Source organism: Devosia sp. FJ2-5-3 (assembly GCF_029201545.1).
In the GTDB taxonomy this organism is placed as follows: Bacteria; Pseudomonadota; Alphaproteobacteria; order Rhizobiales; family Devosiaceae; genus Devosia.
In genome coordinates this window covers 2595308-2613652 of the sequence record NZ_CP104007.1, presented here as the reverse complement: position 1 = coordinate 2613652, position 18345 = coordinate 2595308, and the positions used below count along the sequence as shown (strand labels likewise).

Annotated in this window: 19 protein-coding genes; 17 read left to right on the top strand and 2 right to left on the bottom strand. The window is 62.4% G+C overall.

What is annotated here, in order from left to right; genetic code table 11:
* Positions 1 to 8: 8 nt before the first annotated feature.
* Positions 9 to 959: a LysR family transcriptional regulator gene (locus N0P34_RS12600; RefSeq protein ID WP_275603582.1), complete on the bottom strand. Its 951-nt coding sequence runs from the start codon at positions 957 to 959 to the stop codon at positions 9 to 11.
* A 104-nt stretch (positions 960 to 1063) separates the two neighbouring features.
* On the opposite strand from N0P34_RS12600, the gene N0P34_RS12595 reads away from it, so the two are divergent.
* The 9 genes from N0P34_RS12595 to N0P34_RS12555 all read left to right on the top strand — a co-directional run bounded on the left by N0P34_RS12595 (position 1064) and on the right by N0P34_RS12555 (position 10390).
* Positions 1064 to 2137 carry a maleylacetate reductase gene (locus N0P34_RS12595; protein ID WP_275603581.1) on the top strand — a complete coding sequence of 358 codons (1074 nt, stop codon included), beginning with the start codon at positions 1064 to 1066 and terminating at the stop codon, positions 2135 to 2137.
* 42 nt (positions 2138 to 2179) lie between these two features.
* Complete coding sequence (locus N0P34_RS12590; RefSeq protein ID WP_275603580.1) at positions 2180 to 3454, top strand: ABC transporter substrate-binding protein; 1275 nt, start codon at positions 2180 to 2182, stop codon at positions 3452 to 3454.
* 56 nt (positions 3455 to 3510) lie between these two features.
* Positions 3511 to 4230 carry an ABC transporter ATP-binding protein gene (locus N0P34_RS12585; protein ID WP_275603579.1) on the top strand — a complete coding sequence of 240 codons (720 nt, stop codon included), beginning with the start codon at positions 3511 to 3513 and terminating at the stop codon, positions 4228 to 4230.
* On the top strand, positions 4230 to 4937 hold the full coding sequence (locus N0P34_RS12580; protein ID WP_275603578.1) for an ABC transporter ATP-binding protein: 708 nt from the start codon (positions 4230 to 4232) through the stop codon (positions 4935 to 4937). The genes N0P34_RS12585 and N0P34_RS12580 overlap by 1 nt, the downstream gene beginning before the upstream one ends.
* Positions 4934 to 5797 carry a branched-chain amino acid ABC transporter permease gene (locus N0P34_RS12575; RefSeq protein WP_275603577.1) on the top strand — a complete coding sequence of 288 codons (864 nt, stop codon included), beginning with the start codon at positions 4934 to 4936 and terminating at the stop codon, positions 5795 to 5797. The genes N0P34_RS12580 and N0P34_RS12575 overlap by 4 nt, the downstream gene beginning before the upstream one ends.
* Before the next feature lie 8 nt (positions 5798 to 5805).
* Complete coding sequence (locus N0P34_RS12570; RefSeq protein WP_275603576.1) at positions 5806 to 6891, top strand: branched-chain amino acid ABC transporter permease; 1086 nt, start codon at positions 5806 to 5808, stop codon at positions 6889 to 6891.
* A 2-nt stretch (positions 6892 to 6893) separates the two neighbouring features.
* A complete protein-coding gene (locus tag N0P34_RS12565) occupies positions 6894 to 8660 on the top strand; it encodes an FAD-dependent monooxygenase (protein ID WP_275603575.1) in 1767 nt (588 codons plus the stop codon).
* Positions 8661 to 8669: 9 nt separating this feature from the next.
* On the top strand, positions 8670 to 9518 hold the full coding sequence (locus N0P34_RS12560) for an intradiol ring-cleavage dioxygenase (RefSeq protein WP_275603574.1): 849 nt from the start codon (positions 8670 to 8672) through the stop codon (positions 9516 to 9518).
* 128 nt (positions 9519 to 9646) lie between these two features.
* Entirely contained in the window at positions 9647 to 10390 is a 744-nt protein-coding gene (locus tag N0P34_RS12555; protein ID WP_275603573.1) for an FCD domain-containing protein, read from the top strand.
* Positions 10391 to 10394: 4 nt separating this feature from the next.
* Here N0P34_RS12555 and N0P34_RS12550 read toward each other — a convergent pair whose 3' ends face one another.
* Positions 10395 to 11021: a flavin reductase family protein gene (locus N0P34_RS12550; protein WP_275603572.1), complete on the bottom strand. Its 627-nt coding sequence runs from the start codon at positions 11019 to 11021 to the stop codon at positions 10395 to 10397.
* A gap of 202 nt (positions 11022 to 11223) precedes the next feature.
* Between N0P34_RS12550 and N0P34_RS12545 the strand changes: the two genes are divergently transcribed.
* The 8 genes from N0P34_RS12545 to N0P34_RS12510 all read left to right on the top strand — a co-directional run bounded on the left by N0P34_RS12545 (position 11224) and on the right by N0P34_RS12510 (position 18345).
* The gene (locus N0P34_RS12545; protein ID WP_275603571.1) at positions 11224 to 11619 is read left to right on the top strand and encodes an OB-fold domain-containing protein; all 396 of its coding nucleotides are present in this window, start codon (positions 11224 to 11226) and stop codon (positions 11617 to 11619) included.
* 12 nt (positions 11620 to 11631) lie between these two features.
* A complete protein-coding gene (locus N0P34_RS12540) occupies positions 11632 to 12831 on the top strand; it encodes an ABC transporter substrate-binding protein (RefSeq protein ID WP_275603570.1) in 1200 nt (399 codons plus the stop codon).
* Positions 12832 to 12902: 71 nt separating this feature from the next.
* The gene (locus N0P34_RS12535; RefSeq protein ID WP_275603569.1) at positions 12903 to 13664 is read left to right on the top strand and encodes an ABC transporter ATP-binding protein; all 762 of its coding nucleotides are present in this window, start codon (positions 12903 to 12905) and stop codon (positions 13662 to 13664) included.
* A complete protein-coding gene (locus N0P34_RS12530) occupies positions 13657 to 14376 on the top strand; it encodes an ABC transporter ATP-binding protein (RefSeq protein ID WP_275603568.1) in 720 nt (239 codons plus the stop codon). Before N0P34_RS12535 ends, N0P34_RS12530 begins: the two co-directional genes overlap by 8 nt.
* 11 nt (positions 14377 to 14387) lie before the next feature.
* Positions 14388 to 15275 (top strand): branched-chain amino acid ABC transporter permease, encoded by an 888-nt coding sequence (locus N0P34_RS12525; protein ID WP_275603567.1) that lies wholly within the window; start codon positions 14388 to 14390, stop codon positions 15273 to 15275.
* A gap of 2 nt (positions 15276 to 15277) precedes the next feature.
* A complete protein-coding gene (locus N0P34_RS12520; protein WP_275606983.1) occupies positions 15278 to 16252 on the top strand; it encodes a branched-chain amino acid ABC transporter permease in 975 nt (324 codons plus the stop codon).
* A gap of 97 nt (positions 16253 to 16349) precedes the next feature.
* Positions 16350 to 17567, top strand: coding sequence for a CoA transferase (locus N0P34_RS12515; RefSeq protein WP_275603566.1), 1218 nt, complete (start codon positions 16350 to 16352; stop codon positions 17565 to 17567).
* Between the two features lie 4 nt (positions 17568 to 17571).
* Positions 17572 to 18345, top strand: a complete 774-nt coding sequence (locus tag N0P34_RS12510; protein ID WP_275603565.1) for an enoyl-CoA hydratase-related protein — start codon at positions 17572 to 17574, stop codon at positions 18343 to 18345.

Below are 18345 nucleotides of genomic sequence, written 5' to 3'. Positions count from 1 at the left end.
AGAACAGCCTAGTCGCGCCAGACCGTATTTTGCTCATGTTGCTGGATGAAGCGCGAGAGATTGCGGAATTCGGTGTCGATGAAGCGGCGAAAGCGCCGCGCCGTCGGGCTGCTCGCCTCGGCATCGCGGGTCAATATGCCGAGCATGCGCTCGGGATGGTTGAGGCGAATGGACAGCGCCGCCATGGTGCGCTGCTTGCGCGCCATGAAGACCACCGAATAGGGCAGGATGGTCAGCGCATCGGAATTGGCGAGAATGGCGGTCATCGAGGCCAGCGTGCCGCCGGAAAACGAAATGCGGATATCGTTGACGCCGATGTCGCGCAGAATGTGCCGCATGTCCTGGTAGAGCGGGCTCGATGCCGGCGGCGCGATCCACGGATAATTGGCGATATCGGTGAGGCGCAGCGATCCCTTGCGCAAGAGGGGATGGTCGCTGCCACAGGCGATGACATTTCGGCCGGGCAAGACCGGTACGAAATGAAAACCCTCGGGAACGGCCGTCGGATTGATCGGACAGATCGCGACGTCAAGCGTGCCGGCGACCAATTGGTCGGTGAGTTCAGGGACATAGCCGTAGGATTGTTCGATCCGGACCTGAGGATGGTTCTGCTGGAACTCGGCGATCAGCGTCGAAATCACCCCATCCATGAAGACCGGCGTCCCCCCGATCCGGACAATGCCGCGATGGCCAGTGCGGAAGGTGGCGACGATGGCAGAGGCAGTATTGCCGGCCGCCAGGATACGCCGGCCTTCACCGGCAAGGCCAAGACAAAGTTCGGTGGGCACAAGCGGGCGCTTGTTCTTCTCGAACAGCGGGGCGCCGATCCGAGCTTCAAGCATTGCGATGGTTCGCGACACGCTCGGTTGGGCGCGCCCGATCGCCTGCGCGCCTTCCGTAAGGCCGCCGCCGTCGACGATCGCCGCAAGAATTTCAAGATGTCTCGGATCAAGCTTCATAACATCAAGTTATGTTATGGCGCGCCAATCCGATCAAGGTGGTATGTTGGATGTGACACACTGCATCTGTCGCGGACGCCCATGGTGTCGGGCGGGAGGGATTGATGTCGCACTTCACACCATCATTTGCTGCACACTTTGCGCCTGTCCGGGTTCGTTTCGGCGCCGGTGTGCGCCGGCAGGTCAGTGAGGAGATAGCGCGCCTTGGGTGCAAGCGGGCGCTGGTTCTGTCCACCCCGCCGCAGGCGGATCAGGCCATGGAGATGGCCCAGGATATCGGCGATCTGGCGGTTGGCGTCTTTACCCGCGCCACCATGCACACGCCCGTTTCGGTGACCGAGGAAGCGGTCGCACACGCCCTGTCAGTCCGCGCCGATTGCCTCGTGTCTGTCGGGGGCGGCTCGACGACGGGCCTGGGCAAGGCCATCGCCTTGCGCACGGACCTGCCGCAGATCGTCGTGCCGACGACTTATGCCGGCTCGGAAGCTACCAATATTCTCGGCCAGACCGAAAACGGCATCAAGACGACGCTGACCGATCCGCGCGTCCAGCCCGAAGTGATCCTCTATGACGCCGAACTGGTGCGCAGTCTGCCGGCATCGTTGACCGTCACCAGCGCGCTCAACGCCATGGCGCACGCGGCGGAAGGGCTCTACGCCCGGGACCGCAACCCGGTGTCCACCTTGCTGGCCATCGAGGGCCTGGAGGCTTTCGCCGAGTCACTCGAAAAGGTCGTAGCCAGCCCGGGCGATCTCGAAGCGCGCGGGCGCACGCTCTACGGCGCCTGGCTCTGCGGGACCGTGCTGGGGCAGGTGGGCATGGCCCTGCACCACAAGCTTTGCCACACGCTGGGCGGTTCGTTCGATCTGCCTCACGCCGAAACGCACGCGGTCATGCTTCCCCACACCATCGCCTTCAACGCTCGGGCGGCGGCGCGCGAACTCGAGCCGGTCAGCCGCATTTTCGGCAATGCCCATCCAGGCCAGGGACTCTTCGATTTTGCCCGCAAGCTGGGTGGTCCGCTCGCGCTCAGGGATCTCGGCCTCAAGGAAGCCGATCTCGACAAAGCCGCTGAGATCGCCACGGCCAAGCCGTACTGGAACCCGCAAGAGGTCACGAAGAAGGACATCGCCAAGCTGCTCGGCGCCGCCTGGAGGGGCGATCCGCCGGCATTCTGACACCTGCCGCAAGGCACATGATTTTTGGGAGGAGAACCAATCATGATTACCCGTCGCAATATGCTCAAGGGCACGGCAGCAACCGGCCTCATCGCCGCCACCGGTGCCTTTCCCATGCCCGCCATCGCGCAGGGCGCCAAGATCAAGGTGGGCTATGTCAGCCCGCAATCCGGGCCGCTCGCCGCCTTCGCGGAAGCGGACAACTTCATCCTGTCCAATTTCGCCAAGAGCGAGATTGCCTCGCAATTCGAGATCATCGTCAAGGATAGCCAGTCCAATCCCAACCGCGCGGCTGAAGTGGCCCAGGAACTGATCATCGACGACGAAGTCGATTTGATGATGGTGGCCTCGACGCCGGAAACCACCAATCCGGTGACGACGACGGCCGAAGCCGAGGGGGTGCCGCTGATTTCCACCATGGCCCCCTGGCAGCCCTGGTTCATCGGGCAGCAGGGCAATCCGGGAGATCCGGAGAGCTGGCGTCCATTCAACTACGCCTATCATTTCTTCTGGGGGCTCGAAGACGTCATCTCGGTCTTCACCAATATGTGGGGCCAGCTCGAAACCAATAAGATCGTCGGCGGGCTCTTCCCCAATGATGCCGACGGCAATGCCTGGGGCGATCCGAATACCGGCTTCCCGCCGGCTCTGGCGGAAAAGGGCTTCCAGATGTTCGATCCGGGCCGCTATCAGAATCTCACCGACGATTTCTCGGCCCAGATCAACGCCTTCCGCCAGGCCAATGCCGATATCATCACCGGGGTGCCGATCCCGCCTGATTTCACGACGTTCTGGTCGCAGGCGCGCCAGCAGGGTTTTGCGCCCAAGGCCGCGTCCATCGGCAAGGCGATCCTCTTTCCGCAGGCCGTCGAGGCTCTGGGCAATAGCGGGCACAATCTGTCGTCCGAAGTCTGGTGGTCGCCCAGCCATCCGTTCAAATCCTCGCTCAATGGCATGAGCTCGGCGGAACTGGCCAAGGCCTATTCGGACGAGACGGGCAAGCAATGGACCCAGCCGATCGGCTTCGTGCATGCGCTGTTCGAAATGGCGGCCGACGTCATGGGCCGCGTCAGCGATGCCGGTGATGTCGATGCCGTGGTGGAAGCCATTGCAGCGACCGATCTCCAGACCATTGTCGGGCCGGTGAAGTTCGACGGGGCAGGGGTGCCGCCTTTCGCAGCGACCAATGTCTGCAAGACCCCCTTGGTGGGCGGCCAGTGGCGCCTGCGCGACGGCGGCGGCTACGACCTCGTCATCGTGGACAATACCGGCCACGAGAACATCCCGACCGGCGGCACCATGGAAGCCATTTCCTGAGCCCATCACCCTTCGCCGGACGCAATCTTGCGTCCGGCCCTTCGGGACAGAATATCATGGCCATCATTGCGCTCGACAATGTCTGCAAGAGCTTTGGCGCTCTCAAGGTCGCCGACGGCATTAGTTTCGAGGTGCCGGAGGGGCAGGCGCTCGGCATTATCGGACCGAACGGCGCCGGTAAGTCGACCCTGTTCAATCTCATCACCGGCAATATTGCGCCCGATAGCGGCACGGTCCGGTTTCTAGGCAAGGATGTGACGCGCAGCTCCGCCATGGACCGCTGCATCGGCGGCATCGGGCGCTCGTTCCAGATCCCGCAGCCCTTCGGCAAGATGACGGTGTTCGAGAATTTGCTGGTTGCCGGCGCGTTCGGGCAGGGCAAGAGCGAGCGCAGCGTCGAAATGGCCTGCGCTGAAATTCTCGATCAGACGGGCCTGCTCGCCCGCGCCAATGTGCCGGCCGATAGCCTCTCCCTCCTGGAACGTAAGCGGCTGGAACTGGCGCGTGCGCTGGCGACCGATCCGCGGCTGCTATTGCTCGACGAGATTGCGGGCGGCCTCACCGAGGGTGAGTGCCGTCAGCTGGTAGCCACCATCAAGGCCATCCATGCGCGCGGCACAACCATCATCTGGATCGAGCATGTGCTGCACGCGCTGAACTCCGTAGTCGAACGGCTGCTCGTGCTCGACTTCGGCAAGGTTGTCGGGATCGGAGAGCCATCCGCGATCATGTCGAGTCCGCAGGTCCGCGAAATCTATCTGGGGATCGAAGTCTGATGACGCTCCTCTCTACCCATGGCCTCACGGCCCATTATGGTCAGTTCCAGGCGCTGTTCGGCGTCGACATTAGCCTCGAGCCAGGCGAGTGCGTTGCCATCATCGGGGCCAATGGCGCCGGCAAGACGACATTGCTGCGCTCGCTCTCCGGCGTGCTGCGCAATGAGCCGGCGTCCATCCGCTACCGGGACGAGAACATTGGTGATTGCCCGGCCGACGAAGTGCTGCGGCGTGGCATTGCCATGGTGCCCGAGGGGCGGCGGCTGTTCCCCTCGCTCAGCGTCGAGGAGAATTTGCTGATCGGCGCCCATGCGCGAAAAGGCTCCGGCCCCTGGACGCTGGAGGCCATCTACGAGCTCTTCCCCATCCTCAGGGAGCGGCGCAACAATCCTGGGACTGCGCTCTCGGGCGGGCAGCAGCAGATGGTGGCCATCGGCCGTGCGCTGATGAGCAATCCCGATGTGCTGCTCTGCGATGAGATTTCGCTGGGATTGGCGCCGGTCGTCATCAAGGACATTTACAACGCCATGCCCCGCATTCGCGCCGGCGGCGCGGCAATGATCATCGTCGAGCAGGATATCGGACAGGCCCTGAAGGTGGCGGACCGGGTCTATTGCATGATGGAGGGCAGGGTGACGCTCTCCGGCCCCGCCAATGCGCTCAGCCGCGAGGCCATCCACAACGCCTATTTCGGAGCCGCCGCATGAACTGGCTCGATACTATCGTGCAGGGCATCTTGCTGGGCGGCCTCTACGCGCTCTTCGCCGCCGGCCTCAGCCTCGTTTTCGGCATCATGCGCCTGGTCAATCTAGCCCATGGCGATCTGATCGTGCTTGGTGCCTATCTCATCCTGCTCATTGTCTCGCTCCTCGGCCTCTCGCCCTTCCTCGCGGCGCTGATCGCCCTGCCGATCATGTTCGGACTTGGTTACGTGTTGCAGCGGGTCGTACTCAACCGGGTCCTCGGCGAGGACATCCTGCCGCCGCTGCTGGTGACCTTCGGTATCTCCGTCGTGGTCCAGAATGCACTGCTGCAAGGCGCTTCCGCCGATACCCGCCGCCTGCCCACAGGCGATCTGGCCGTGGCTTCGGTCAATCTCGGTCCAGTGACGGTCGGTGTCCTGCCGGTGCTGACCTTTGCCTCCGCAATCATCGTCATCGTGCTGCTCAACCACATGTTCTACCGCACCGCGCTGGGGCGGTCGTTCCGCGCGACGTCGGATGACGCGACGACGGCGAGCCTCATGGGCATCAAGCCGCGCATCGTTTTCGCCCAGGCGACCGGCATCGCCATGATGATCGTGACCATCGCTGCGCTTTATCTGGGCATGCGTGCCAATTTCGATCCCGCCATCGGGCCGGCGCGCCTCGTCTATGCCTTCGAGGCCGTGATCATCGGCGGGCTCGGTTCGCTCTGGGGGACGCTGGCGGGGGGCGTGATCATCGGCGTCGCCCAGACCTTAGGCGCGGCGATCAACCCGGAGTGGCAGATCCTTTCCGGGCACATCGCCTTCCTCCTCGTCCTCCTGTTCAAGCCGCGTGGTCTCTTCCCACGCGCCGTCGATTGAGTGCGACCATGACCCCAGCAAGCACCGCAAATTTCCGCGTCGAGACGCGCACAAACATCTCAACCATTGCGGCGATTGCGGCGGTGGTGATCATCCTGGCGCTGTTCGCCCTGCCGGCCTTCGCGTCCCGCAGCCTGATCCAGGATCTCTTCTTCATCCTGACCATGCTGACCCTCGCGCAGTTCTGGAACCTGCTCGCCGGTTATGGTGGGCTGGTTTCGGTCGGCCAGCAGGCCTTTGTCGGCATGGGCGCCTATGCCATGTTCGCAGCCGTCATTTTATGGGGGCTCGATCCCGTGCCGGCGATCTTGCTGGGCGGCCTCGCGGCGCTTGTCCTTGCCGTGCCCTTCGGTTTCTTCGCTTTCCGCCTTCAGGGCGCCTATTTCGCCATCGGCACCTGGGTTCTGGCCGAAGTCGCCCGGTTGGTCACCGCGCAATGGCGGGCCGTCGGCGGTGGCACGGGCACGTCATTGCCGCGCAGTGCGACCGAGAACATCGTCTTTACCGAAACAATCGCAACGCTCCTCGACGTTCGGGCCGCGGCGGCGCGGGACATTCTCGCCTATTGGCTGGCGCTGGTTCTGGCGATCGCAGCTATCGGCGGCATTTATTGGCTGCTGCGCTCAAAGCGCGGCCTGGCGCTCGCCGCCGTGCGCGACAATCCGCAGGCGGCGCGCTCCGTCGGCGTCGACGCACAGCGGGTCAAATGGTTCGTCTTCCTTGTCTCCGCGCTCGGCACGGGCCTGACCGGCGCGCTCATCTACATGCAGAAGGCGCGCATATCGCCCGATGCTGCCTTCTCGCTCAACGACTGGACCGCCTATGTGATCTTCATCGTGGTCATCGGCGGGATCGGCACCATCGAAGGGCCGATCATCGGCGTGCTGGTTTTCTTTCTGCTCCAGACATTTCTGGCGCAATACGGCGCCTGGTACCTGATGATCCTCGGCCTCATCGGCATCGGCGTGATGCTGCTTGCCCCGCGCGGGCTGTGGGGCAGCTTTTCACATCGGACCGGCATCCAGCTTTTTCCGATCCGGCGCCGCCTTGTCGGCGGGCCGATCCAAACTGATACGACGCATAGGGAGGAATAATCATGGCCGACATCACGACGGAAATTCTTATTATCGGCACCGGTCCCGCCGGGTCTGCGACGGCCGCGCTCCTGTCCACCTATGGCATCGATAATATCGCAATCAACCGATACCGGTGGTTGTCCAACACGCCGCGTGCGCACATCACCAATCAGCGCACCATGGAAGTGCTTCGCGATCTCGGCCGCGACGTTGAGAAGGAAGCCTATTTGTTCGCCACCGAACAGGATCTGATGGGGGAGAACATCTTCTGCGAAAGCCTCGCCGGGGAAGAAATCGGCCGCATGAAAAGTTGGGGCAACCATCCGCTGTCCCGCGCTGAACACGAGCTGTCATCGCCCACAAAGATGAACGACCTGCCGCAGACCTTCATGGAGCCGCTGCTGTTCAAGACGGCTTGTTCGCGCGGCACCCAGGCGCGAATGTCCACCGAATATCTCAGCCATGAGCAGGATGCCGATGGCGTCACCACCACTTGCCTCGACCGGCTGACGGGCAAGGAAATCACCATCCGCTCGAAATTCCTGGTTGGGGCCGATGGCGGCAATTCCAAGGTCGCCGAACATGCGGGGCTCCCCTTCGAGGGCCAGATGGGCGTTTCCGGCTCGATGAACATCCTGTTCCGCGCCGATCTCTCGCGCTTCGTCGCCCATCGTCCTTCCGTACTCTACTGGGTGATGCAGCCGGGCGCCGATGTGGGTGGCATCGGCATGGGCCTCGTGCGCATGGTGCGCCCGTGGAATGAGTGGCTGATCGTCTGGGGCTATGACATCAACCAGCCTGCCCCGGTGGTCGATGCCGAATTCGCCACCGGCGTGGCCCGCCAGCTGGTGGGCGACCCGGATCTCGAAATCGAATTGTTGTCGGCCAATACCTGGACCGTCAACAACATGTACGCCACCCATATGCAAAGGGATCGCGTCTTCATCATGGGCGATGCCGCGCACCGGCATCCGCCGTCAAACGGGCTTGGCTCCAACACCTCCATACAAGATGCCTTCAATCTCGCCTGGAAACTGGCGGCGGTGGTCAGGGGCGAAGCGGGCAGGGGCCTGCTGGACACCTATTCGGTCGAGCGCGCTCCGATCGCGAGGCAGATCGTCACTCGTGCCAACCAGTCCATCGGCGAGTTCGGCCCCATCTTTGAGGCCCTGGGCATGACCGGCGGCACCGACGTCGAAAAGATCAAGGCCTCGATGGATGCGCGCTGCGACGCCACGCCAGCCGCCGAGCGCCAGCGAGAAGTGCTGCGCCAGGCCATCGCCTTCAAGAAATACGAATTCGACGCCCATGGCGTGGAGATGAACCAGCGCTACAAGTCGAAAGGCGTGGTGACGGACGGCCAGATGGAACCCAGCTTCGACCTCGATGCCGAGCTGCACTATCAGCCCACAACCTGGCCCGGCGCCCGCCTGCCGCATGCCTGGCTCTATGACCCCAATGGCCGCAAGCATTCGACGCTCGATGTCACCGGCAAGGGCCGCTTCACAATCCTGACCGGCATTGCTGGAGAGGCCTGGGCCATGGCCGCCGAGAAAGTGGCAAAATCCCTCGGCGTCCCGCTCGTCGCCAATGTCATCGGACCGCGCCGACCGCTCGCCGACCTCGAAGGGTCCTGGGCCCGTGCCCGGGAAATCACCGACAGCGGCTGCGTGCTGGTCCGCCCCGACCATCATGTCGCCTGGCGCGCCGAGGAGATGGTGGCCGATCCGGTTGCCGAGCTCACCCGCGTCCTCTCCGCCATCCTCGATCGCAGCGCCGCCGCATAGGAGCCCGACATGGCCGACACAATCGATTACTTCACTGAGGGCCGCAGCGAGGAGGTGGTCAATTCCCGCCTCGGACCCGACATCAATCCGCGCCTCGCCCAGGTCATGACTTCGCTGGTCAAGCATCTGCATGCCTTTGCCAAGGATGTGGAACTCACCCAGGCGGAATGGGCCGTGGCCGTCGCCTTCCTGACGCGCACGGGCCAGATCAGCGACGGCAACCGGCAGGAATTCATCCTGCTCAGCGACGTGCTTGGGCTTTCCATGCTGGTGGATGCCATCAACCATCGCCGGCCGTCCGGCGCCACGGAAAATACTGTGCTCGGGCCGTTCCACGTCCCCGGTGCGCCCCGCTACCCGATGGGTACGAACATATCGCTCGACGGCAAGGGCGAGAGCTGCCTCTTTTCCGGCATCGTCCGCGATATCGAGGGTAACCCGGTTGCCAATGCCGAGATCGACGTCTGGTGCGACAATGCCGACGGCTATTATGACGTCCAGCAGCCGGGCATCCAGCCGCAGTGGAACAATCGCGGTATCTTCGTCACCGGCCCGGACGGCCGCTACAGTTTTCGCGGCATACGCCCGGTCGCCTATCCGATCCCCGATGACGGTCCGGTGGGACAGATGCTGGCGGCGCTGGGACGCCACCCCAACCGGCCGGCGCACATGCACTTCCTCGTTTCGGCTCCGGGTTTTGAAACCATAATCACCCACACCTTCGTGCAAGGGGATCAATGGCTTACGTCCGACGCTGTCTTTGGCGTAAAGGCCTCGCTGATCGCAAGCATGCAAGCTGGAGACGACACCGCCTGGAAGTCCGAATTCGACTTCATTCTAACGAGGGAGCACGGCTGACACGCTTCGACCATTGGGCGGGTGCAGAACGATCGCCGGCAGTGTGAGTCAATGGTCGGGCCATTGACATTCGTTGTCTCTCGCAAAATACAGTAGCACCGAACTGCACGAACTGCCGGGTTATCCAGATGTCAGACGCCGACGTGAAACGCCTCGACCGGGTCCGGGTGCCCAATAGATATGGCGCTTTGGCGGAAATACTGCGTGAGAAGATTCTGGCGGGCGAATTTGCCGCCGGCGAAATGTTGCCCGGGGAACGCGACCTCGTCGAGCAGACAGGCCTGAGCCGGGGCTCTGTGCGGGAAGCCCTTCGCGTTCTTGAGGCGGAGGGGTTGGTCAGTACCAAGCTCGGGCGGTATGGCGGTACGGTAGTGCAGCCGCAGAATGAGACTGCACTGGGCCATCTGGTCGACATGTTCATTCGTGGCCGTCGCATTCGCTTCGAAGCGCTGCTCGAAACGCGTCAGGCGATCGAACCCACGCTCGCCTATCTCGCGGCGCGCAATCGGTCCGAAGCGGAACTCCAAACCATCCGTGAAAAGATGGAGGCTCTCGAAGCTTCAATTCAGACCGGGCGGCACGACATCGCGCGCGGCAACATCGATTGGCATTTGTCGGTCGCAGCCGCCAGTCACAATGAACTGCTGACGGCCTTCATGAACTCGACCGCCGAGGCATCGGTGCGGGCGTCGGTTATCGAGGATCATGGTTCGGATGAATTGCGGGGCGGGATGATCAGGGCCCACCGCCGCGTCTACGAAGCCATCGAGGCCGGGGACGGCGATGCCGCCTATCGTCGTATGGCACGACACCTCAACGCTTATTCCGGCGAACTCGGCCAGCTCGCCCCGCGCGAAATCGAACTGGACTAGTCGCTCAGGCGCCCTGCCACTCCTTGTAGTGCAGCGCCTCGAGCTTGAAGCGGTCTGCCGTGCGGACGTAGTCGCGGCCGGCCATGCGGCCGATGAGATTGGTGCGGTCCTGATCGACATGATAGCGCTCGTTCACGATGCCGTCTGCGATGTGCACATGGACGATGTCGCCGATGATGACGTGACGTTGGCCCTCTGCGCCGAACTCGAGGTCTCGGGCCAGTCGACATTCGAGGCTTGTCGGCGATTGGACGATTCGCGGTGGCCGCACCACGGTTGAGGCCGCTCCGTCGAGGCCCACTTCCTCCAGTTCGTTATGCCCAGGCGGGAAATCGGTGGCGCATGCGTTCATCGGCACGGCAATGGCCTCACTGACCAGATTGACGACGAATTCGCCTGTTCTCTGGATATTGCCGAGCGTGTCCTTGGGCGTGCCGTCCTGCCGGCGGTCAATGCCGAGCACCACCATCGGCGGATCATGGCTGATGACATTGAAGAAGGAGAACGGGGCGGCATTGGGTGTTCCGTCTTCATTTGAAGTGGTCACCAGCGCGATGGGGCGCGGCACGACGAGCCCGCAGAGCAGCTTGTAACGCTCGCCAAGCGGCAGGGAGTTTAAATCCAAGTCCATAAAATCCGTCTTCCGAAAAGGTTAGACCATAAAAATACGTTGGTTTTCAGTCATTTGAGCGACGTTAAAGCCGCCTGTAACCCTTGTTTTGCATGCCCTCACACGCTTTCCCAACCGCTTGACAACTCTGTCACACAGTGATTGATGTATCAATGGTTGAACCATTGAGTGAGCGCGCAAACAAGCGCGCCGGGGAGGGGTGATGGCGCTTCTGGCGCATCAGCAGCAAATGTTTGAGCAGGAAAAGCTCTGCTTTCAGGCTTGCAACAATTGCCGCCACGCCTGGCTGCCGCCACAGAGCCATTGTCCCTCCTGTCTCGGCGGGGACTGGCAGTGGAAAGAGGCGCGCGGGGTCGCGAAGCTGGTGAGCTTTGTGGTCTATCACCATGCTTTCCATGAGAGCGTGAAGCCTGAAATTCCCTATGCCGTCGGCATTGTGGAGCTTGAGGAGGGGGCGCGCATGATCAGCCGGATTGATGGCGCCCGGCCGGGCGTTCCACTGGATCAGGGCTTCAGCGTTGGTCAGGATCTGATTTTGAAATGGACGCAGCGAGCAGGAGCAACCGTGCCGCTTTTCATGTCCAAGAATTTTTCCTAGGAGGAGATTATAATGAAGAAGTTCATGCTGGCAGCGAGCGTATTGGCGCTCGGGACCATGTCGTTCAGCCTGGCCGCGCAGGCGCAGGATGCCGTGAAGGTGGGCGTGTTGACCGACATGTCCTCCATCTACGCCGACATCAGCGGAGAGGGCTCCGTCAAGGCCGTGCAGCTGGCCATCGAAGACGTTGGCGGCAGCCTTCTGGGCAAGCCGATCGAAGTGGTCAGCGCCGACCATCAGAACAAGGCCGACATCGGCACCAACATTGCCCGTCAGTGGTATGATCTGGACGGCGTGTCCGCCATTCTCGACGTCAACAACTCGGCAGTGGCCTTCGGCGTCGGCCAGATTGCCGAAGAGAAGAAGGAATTGGCGCTGTTCGTGGGCGCTGCTTCGACCGAGCTGACCGGCCAATACTGCAATGCCTACTCCGCCCAGTGGCTCTACGACACTTATTCGGTGGTCGCCGGCACGGTCAGTGCCCTGCAGGATGCCGGCGTAAAATCCTGGTACTTCATCACAGCCGACTACGCCTTCGGTCACTCGCTCGAAGATGAAGCCCGCAAGCTGATCGAAGCCTCCAATGGCGACATCCGTGGCGCTGTTCGCGTGCCGATCGGGACCACCGACTACGCATCCTTCCTGCTCCAGGCCCAGGCCTCTGGCGCCGAAGTGATCGCGCTGGCGCTGTCCGGCGCCGATTTGGTCAACGTCATCAAGCAGGGCAGCGAGTTTGGCATCACCGAGAGCGGCCAGAAGTTCGCTGGTCTCCAGGTCACCGAAGCCAATATCCACACCCTCGGCCCCGCAGCCGCCGGCGGCATCCAGTTCTCCTCGCCATTCTACTGGGATCTCAACGACGAGACCCGTGCTTTCAGCGCCCGCTTCGAGGAAGTCCATGGCCGTCCACCGACCATGATGCAGGCCGGCGTCTATAGCGCCGCCCATCACTACTTCAAGGCTGTCGAGGCTGCCGGCACCACCGAAGCAGATGCTGTCATGGCCAAGATGCACGAGCTGCCGATCAACGACTTCATGAGCAAGGACGTCCAGCTCCGGGTCGATAATCGCGCCATCCGCGACGTGCATCTCTTCCAGGCGAAGAACGCCAGCGAATCCACCGCAGAGTGGGACATCTACCAGCTGCTCTCCACCACTTCCGGTGATGTAGCGACACGCGCACTCAACGACGCGTGCAAGCTGGTTCAGTAGCCTTTGCCCCGAGGCTTCTCCCACCCCCGCCTAATCGGGCGGGGGTACCCTTCCTGCCGGAGAATTCCGACATGACGAAAACCGACGCGATTCTCGTGACGCGCGGACTCGGCCGATCCTTCGGCGGGTTTCACGCCGTGCGAGGGGTCGATCTGGAAGTTCAGCGCGGCACTGTCCATGCTGTCATCGGCCCCAACGGTGCCGGCAAGACGACCTGCTTCAATCTGCTGACCAAATTCCTCCAGCCCTCTGCTGGCACGATCCACTACAATGGCCGCGACATCACCCGGATGCGCGCCGTGGACGTCGCCCGCCTCGGCATGGTTCGCTCGTTCCAGATCTCTGCCGTTTTCGGCGGCCAGACGGTGCATGAAAACGTCCGCGTTGCCATCCAGCGGCGTGAGCGCGGCGCATCCTTCGACTTCTGGCGCTCAAAGGCCGTCCTCGCCGAACTGGACGACGAGGCGGACGAACTACTCGTTGCGGTGGGCCTGACCGAATACCGAAATACCCGTGCAGCCGAGCTCTCCTATGGCCGCAAGCGCAGCCTCGAACTGGCCACTACGCTGGCACTGCGCCCCGAATTGATGCTGCTTGATGAACCCATGGCCGGCATGGGCCACGAAGACATCGAGCGTGTGACTGCCCTGATCCAAGATATCGCCCGGGACCGCACCATCCTCATGGTGGAACACAATCTGTCCGTGGTTGCGCAGCTTTCCGACAAGATCACCGTGCTGGCGCGCGGCGAGGTCCTGGCAGAAGGCACTTATGACGCCGTCTCCAACGATCCGCGCGTGGTCGAAGCCTATATCGGGGTGCCCCATGAGTGATCCCGCCAAGACTGCGCCTGTGCTTTCCATCCGCGATCTCAACGCCTGGTATGGCGAGAGCCATGTCCTGCATGGCCTGTCCTTCGATGTGAATGAGGGAGAGGTGGTGACGCTGCTCGGTCGCAATGGCGCCGGCAAGAGCACCACGCTCAAGTCGATCATCGGCATCATGAAGCGCCGCAAAGGCTCGGTGACGTTCAAGGGTAACGAGCTGATCGCGGCCCCGTCGCGCCGCATTGCCCGCGCCGGCATTGCCTTCGTTCCCGAGCATCGCGGCATCTTTGCCAGCCTCTCGGTGCAGGAAAACCTCATGTTGCCACCGGTCATCGCACCGGGTGCCATGTCGCTGGATGAGATCTTTACCCTCTTCCCCAACCTCAGGGAGCGGTTGAAGAGTCCCGGCACGAAGCTCAGCGGCGGCGAGCAGCAAATGCTCTCCATGGCGCGCGTCCTGCGGACCGGGGCCCGGACCATCCTGCTGGACGAACCCACCGAAGGTCTGGCCCCGGTTATCATCCAGCAGATCGGCCGCGTTATCGGCGACCTTAAGAGGCGTGGCTACACCATTGTTCTCGTTGAACAAAACTTCCGTTTTGCCTCTTCGGTTGCCGACCGCCACTACGTGGTCGAGCTGGGCAGGGTGGTCGATCAGTTCGACAACGAAACCGTCAAGGCCGATCCCGCTCGGCTCCAGTCCTATCTCGGCGTTTGAGGACCGGGCACATGATTCAGATTTTCGGAATTCCTTCCCAGGCCCTGTTCGGTCAATTGCTGGTCGGCGCCATCAACGGCGCCTTCTACGCCATGCTCTCGCTGGGCATCGCCATCATTTTCGGTCTGCTGAACATCGTCAACTTCGCGCATGGCGCGATGTATATGATGGGCGCATTCGTCGCTTGGATGCTGCTGACCTATCTGGGAATACCTTTCTGGGGTGCCCTCATCATCGCCCCGATCGTAGTCGGCGTGTTCGGCATGGTCATCGAGCGGCTGTTCCTGCGCCACCTCTACAATGAGGATCACCTCTATTCCCTGCTGCTGACCTTCGGCCTGGGTGTCGTGATCACCGGGCTGTTCCGCATCCAGTTCGGCGGTTCGGGCATGCCCTATGCCATTCCGGCGGAGCTTTCCGGCGGCATGAACCTTGGTTTCATGTTCCTGCCGAACTACCGCGCCTTCGTGGTCATCGCCGCGCTGGTCCTGTGTGCCGCGACCTGGTTCATCATCGAGCGCACGCGGCTCGGCTCCTATCTCCGCGCCGCGACGGAAGACCCGGTGATGGTCGAGGCCTTCGGCATCAACGTGCCGGTCATGATCACGCTGACCTATGGTGCCGGCGTGGCGCTGGCAGGCGTCGCCGGCGTGCTCGCTGCGCCGATCTATTCGGTACACCCCAATATGGGGCACGACTTGATGATCGTGGTCTTCGCCCTGGTCGTCATCGGGGGAATGGGCTCTATCCTCGGTGCGATCGTCACCGGGTTTGCCCTCGGCATTATCGAGGGGCTCACCAAGGTGTTCTACCCCGAGGCCTCCACCTCCGTCGTCTTCATCGTCATGGCAATCGTGCTTCTGCTCAAGCCGTCCGGCCTGTTTGGAAAGGGGGCATGACCATGTCCGACACCACCAATTCCCTTTCCCCGGGCAAGTCTGCAAGCAACGGCAACACGAGGCTCCTGTTCGGTCTGGTCATTGCCCTGATTGCCCTCCTGGCGGTCGCGCCCTTCTTCGTCTATCCGCTCTTTTTGATGAAGGTGATGTGCTTTGCGCTCTTTGCCTGCTCATTGAACCTGCTGCTGGGCTTCGGGGGACTATTGTCCTTCGGCCATGCGGCCTTCTTTGGCATGGCAAGCTATGTCACCGGATATACTGCCAAGGCCTGGGGATTCACCCCCGAGCTGGCCATCCTGGCAGGTGTCGTCGTCGCCGCGCTCATGGGCCTGCTCTTCGGCCTTCTCGCGATCCGCCGCCACGGCATCTATTTCTCGATGATCACTCTCGCCTTTGCGCAGATGGTGTTCTTCTTCGCCCTGCAGGCGCCGTTCACGGGTGGCGAAGACGGATTGCAGGCCATTCCGCGTGGCCAGATGTTCGGCTTCATCGACCTGGCCAGCGACATGACGCTCTATTGGGTCGTCTTGGTCATCTTCCTCGCCGGGTTCCTGGCGGTCTATCGCATCGTCAACTCGCCCTTTGGCGAAGTGCTGGCGGCGATCCGCGGCAATGAGGCACGCGCCACCTCGCTTGGCTACGACGTGGTCCATCACAAGGTCATGCTGTTCGTGCTCTCGGCAACGCTTGCCGGCCTTGCCGGAGGCACCAAGGCCATCGTCTTCCAGCTGGCCACGCTGACGGACGTCAACTGGACCATGTCGAGCGAGGTCATTCTGATGACCCTCGTGGGTGGCATGGGCACCTTCTTCGGTCCAATCGTCGGCGCGGCGCTTGTCGTCTCGATGCAGAACTATCTGTCCCATCTGGGATCGTGGGTTCTGGTTGTGCAGGGCGCAATCTTCGTCCTCTGCGTCCTCGTCTTCCGCGCTGGCATTGTCGGTGTGCTCTCACGCTGGCTCAAGCGGCCGCTCTGAAAAGTCGTCACCTGCGGGCACTGGAAAGCGCCCGCGCTGACAGAACAATCTGCCCAATAATCAATGGTTCGACCATTGTTAGGACTAGGGAAATATTATGAAGCCGCTCACGGGTATCAAGATTCTGGACATGACCAAGGTCCTGGCTGGCCCTATCTGTACCCAATATCTGGGGGACATGGGTGCCGAGATCATCAAGCTCGAGAGCCCCAAGGGTGATGACACGCGCCATTGGCCTCCGTTTCATGCTGACGATGACGGCCAGCGCGACGGCACCGTCTTCCTGAGCGTCAACCGCAACAAGCGCAGCATCGCGGTTGACCTCAAGACCGAAGCGGGCCGCGACATCGTCCGCAAGCTCGCCGCTGAAGTCGATGTCGTCGTCGAGAGCAATTCGAGTGGCGTCGCCGAGCGCCTGGGCATCGACTATGCAAGCCTCAACGCAATCAATCCGCGGCTCGTCTACTGCTCCATCTCGGGCTTTGGGCGAACAGGCCCGCTCGCCAACACCAAGGGCTATGATCTCGTCCTCCAGGCCTTCACCGGCGTGATGGCCATGACCGGCGAGCCCGGCGGCAAGCATATTCGCGTTCCGCTTTCACCCATAGATCAGGCGACGGGCCTCAACGCCCAGGCAGGCATTCTCGCGGCTCTGTTCAACCGCGAGCGGAGCGGGCAGGGCGCCTATGTCGAGGTTTCCCTGTTCGAGAGCGCGATTGGTCTGTTGGGCTTTAACCTGCAGCGCAGCTGGAAACATGGTCGGGCTCCCGAGAAATCCGGCACTGGCCACGAGTCTCTCTGCCCCTATCAGGTGTTCAAGGCCTCCGATGGGGACGTCCTCATCGGGGTCGCCAACGACAGGCTGTGGCAGGGCTTCTGCAAGGCCGTGGGTCGCGCCGAACTGGCCGAGGATCAGCGCTTTGCCACGAACGCGGCTCGCGTCCAGAACTCAGCCGAGACCAATGCTTTTGTTGCCGAAATCGTCGCCAAACGCAGCATCGCCGATTGGGTCGAACTGCTGACCGAGATGGGCGTGCCCTGCGTGCCCATCAACGATGTCCTAGAGATCGCCGACCATCCGCAAACGCTCGCCCGTGGCATGGTCCAGTCCTACGACCACCCCGTTTATGGCCAGATGCGCGCCGTCGCCAATCCAGTGTCGTTCGGCGGTATTGAGCGCGACCTCGGCACGCCCCCGCCGCTGCTCGGCCAACACAGCCTCGACATTCTCGCAGAACTCGGTCTCAGCGCCGATCAGATAGACCGCCTGGTCGCCGATGGCGTCGTGACGGCGTCCAACAAGTCGAAAGAATAGCGCCATGGCCATTGATTTCGCCATCAAGGATCACATCGCCACCATCACGCTCAACCGTCCCGAGCGCCTCAACGCGCTCGACGAGCAGCACTACCAGGCCCTCTCCGACGCATGGATCGAAGTCCGCGACAATCCGGATATCCGTGTCGCCATCGTTACCGGTGCCGGCGATCGCGCCTTTTGCGTTGGCGCCGATATCAAGAGCTATAGCCCGGCCTCGCGAGGCTGGGCCGATCTCTGGTTGACCCAGCGCCAGCCGCTCCTCAACCGCGGGCTCGAGGTGTGGAAGCCCATCATTTCGGCCGTGCACGGCTACTGCCTCGGCGGCGGGCTCACCCTCATGCTCGCAACCGATATCCGTATCGCCACCCCGGACGCCAAGTTCGGACTTTCGGAGGTGAAGCGCGGCATTGTTGCTGCCAATGGCGGCACCCAGCGCATCGCCCAGCAATTGCCCTATCCGATCGCCATGGAGATGCTCCTCGGTGGCGGCACCATGGACGCAGACCGCGCCGCTCATTTCGGCCTCGTGAACAAGGTGGTGCCGCGCGAGGATCTCATGGCGGAAGCCCAGCGCTATGCCGAGAATATTGCCGCCAATGCGCCCCTGGCTGTGCAGGCGAGCAAGGAACTTGCGGTGCGCAGCCGCGACGTCGACACCGCCACGGGCCTCCGTCTCGAGCAAATGGTGGCGCGCACCTTGCGCCAGACCGAGGACGCGCAGGAGGGCCGGCTCGCCTTCATCGAAAAGCGCCAGCCCAAGTTCACGGGGCAGTAG

Coding starts and splice junctions, on each gene's coding strand:
- N0P34_RS12600 (WP_275603582.1), bottom strand. CDS start 959: ATGAAGCTTGATCCGAGACATCTTGAAATTCTTGCGGCGATCGTCGAC.
- N0P34_RS12595 (WP_275603581.1), top strand. CDS start 1,064: ATGTCGCACTTCACACCATCATTTGCTGCACACTTTGCGCCTGTCCGG.
- N0P34_RS12590 (WP_275603580.1), top strand. CDS start 2,180: ATGATTACCCGTCGCAATATGCTCAAGGGCACGGCAGCAACCGGCCTC.
- N0P34_RS12585 (WP_275603579.1), top strand. CDS start 3,511: ATGGCCATCATTGCGCTCGACAATGTCTGCAAGAGCTTTGGCGCTCTC.
- N0P34_RS12580 (WP_275603578.1), top strand. CDS start 4,230: ATGACGCTCCTCTCTACCCATGGCCTCACGGCCCATTATGGTCAGTTC.
- N0P34_RS12575 (WP_275603577.1), top strand. CDS start 4,934: ATGAACTGGCTCGATACTATCGTGCAGGGCATCTTGCTGGGCGGCCTC.
- N0P34_RS12570 (WP_275603576.1), top strand. CDS start 5,806: ATGACCCCAGCAAGCACCGCAAATTTCCGCGTCGAGACGCGCACAAAC.
- N0P34_RS12565 (WP_275603575.1), top strand. CDS start 6,894: ATGGCCGACATCACGACGGAAATTCTTATTATCGGCACCGGTCCCGCC.
- N0P34_RS12560 (WP_275603574.1), top strand. CDS start 8,670: ATGGCCGACACAATCGATTACTTCACTGAGGGCCGCAGCGAGGAGGTG.
- N0P34_RS12555 (WP_275603573.1), top strand. CDS start 9,647: ATGTCAGACGCCGACGTGAAACGCCTCGACCGGGTCCGGGTGCCCAAT.
- N0P34_RS12550 (WP_275603572.1), bottom strand. CDS start 11,021: ATGGACTTGGATTTAAACTCCCTGCCGCTTGGCGAGCGTTACAAGCTG.
- N0P34_RS12545 (WP_275603571.1), top strand. CDS start 11,224: ATGGCGCTTCTGGCGCATCAGCAGCAAATGTTTGAGCAGGAAAAGCTC.
- N0P34_RS12540 (WP_275603570.1), top strand. CDS start 11,632: ATGAAGAAGTTCATGCTGGCAGCGAGCGTATTGGCGCTCGGGACCATG.
- N0P34_RS12535 (WP_275603569.1), top strand. CDS start 12,903: ATGACGAAAACCGACGCGATTCTCGTGACGCGCGGACTCGGCCGATCC.
- N0P34_RS12530 (WP_275603568.1), top strand. CDS start 13,657: ATGAGTGATCCCGCCAAGACTGCGCCTGTGCTTTCCATCCGCGATCTC.
- N0P34_RS12525 (WP_275603567.1), top strand. CDS start 14,388: ATGATTCAGATTTTCGGAATTCCTTCCCAGGCCCTGTTCGGTCAATTG.
- N0P34_RS12520 (WP_275606983.1), top strand. CDS start 15,278: ATGTCCGACACCACCAATTCCCTTTCCCCGGGCAAGTCTGCAAGCAAC.
- N0P34_RS12515 (WP_275603566.1), top strand. CDS start 16,350: ATGAAGCCGCTCACGGGTATCAAGATTCTGGACATGACCAAGGTCCTG.
- N0P34_RS12510 (WP_275603565.1), top strand. CDS start 17,572: ATGGCCATTGATTTCGCCATCAAGGATCACATCGCCACCATCACGCTC.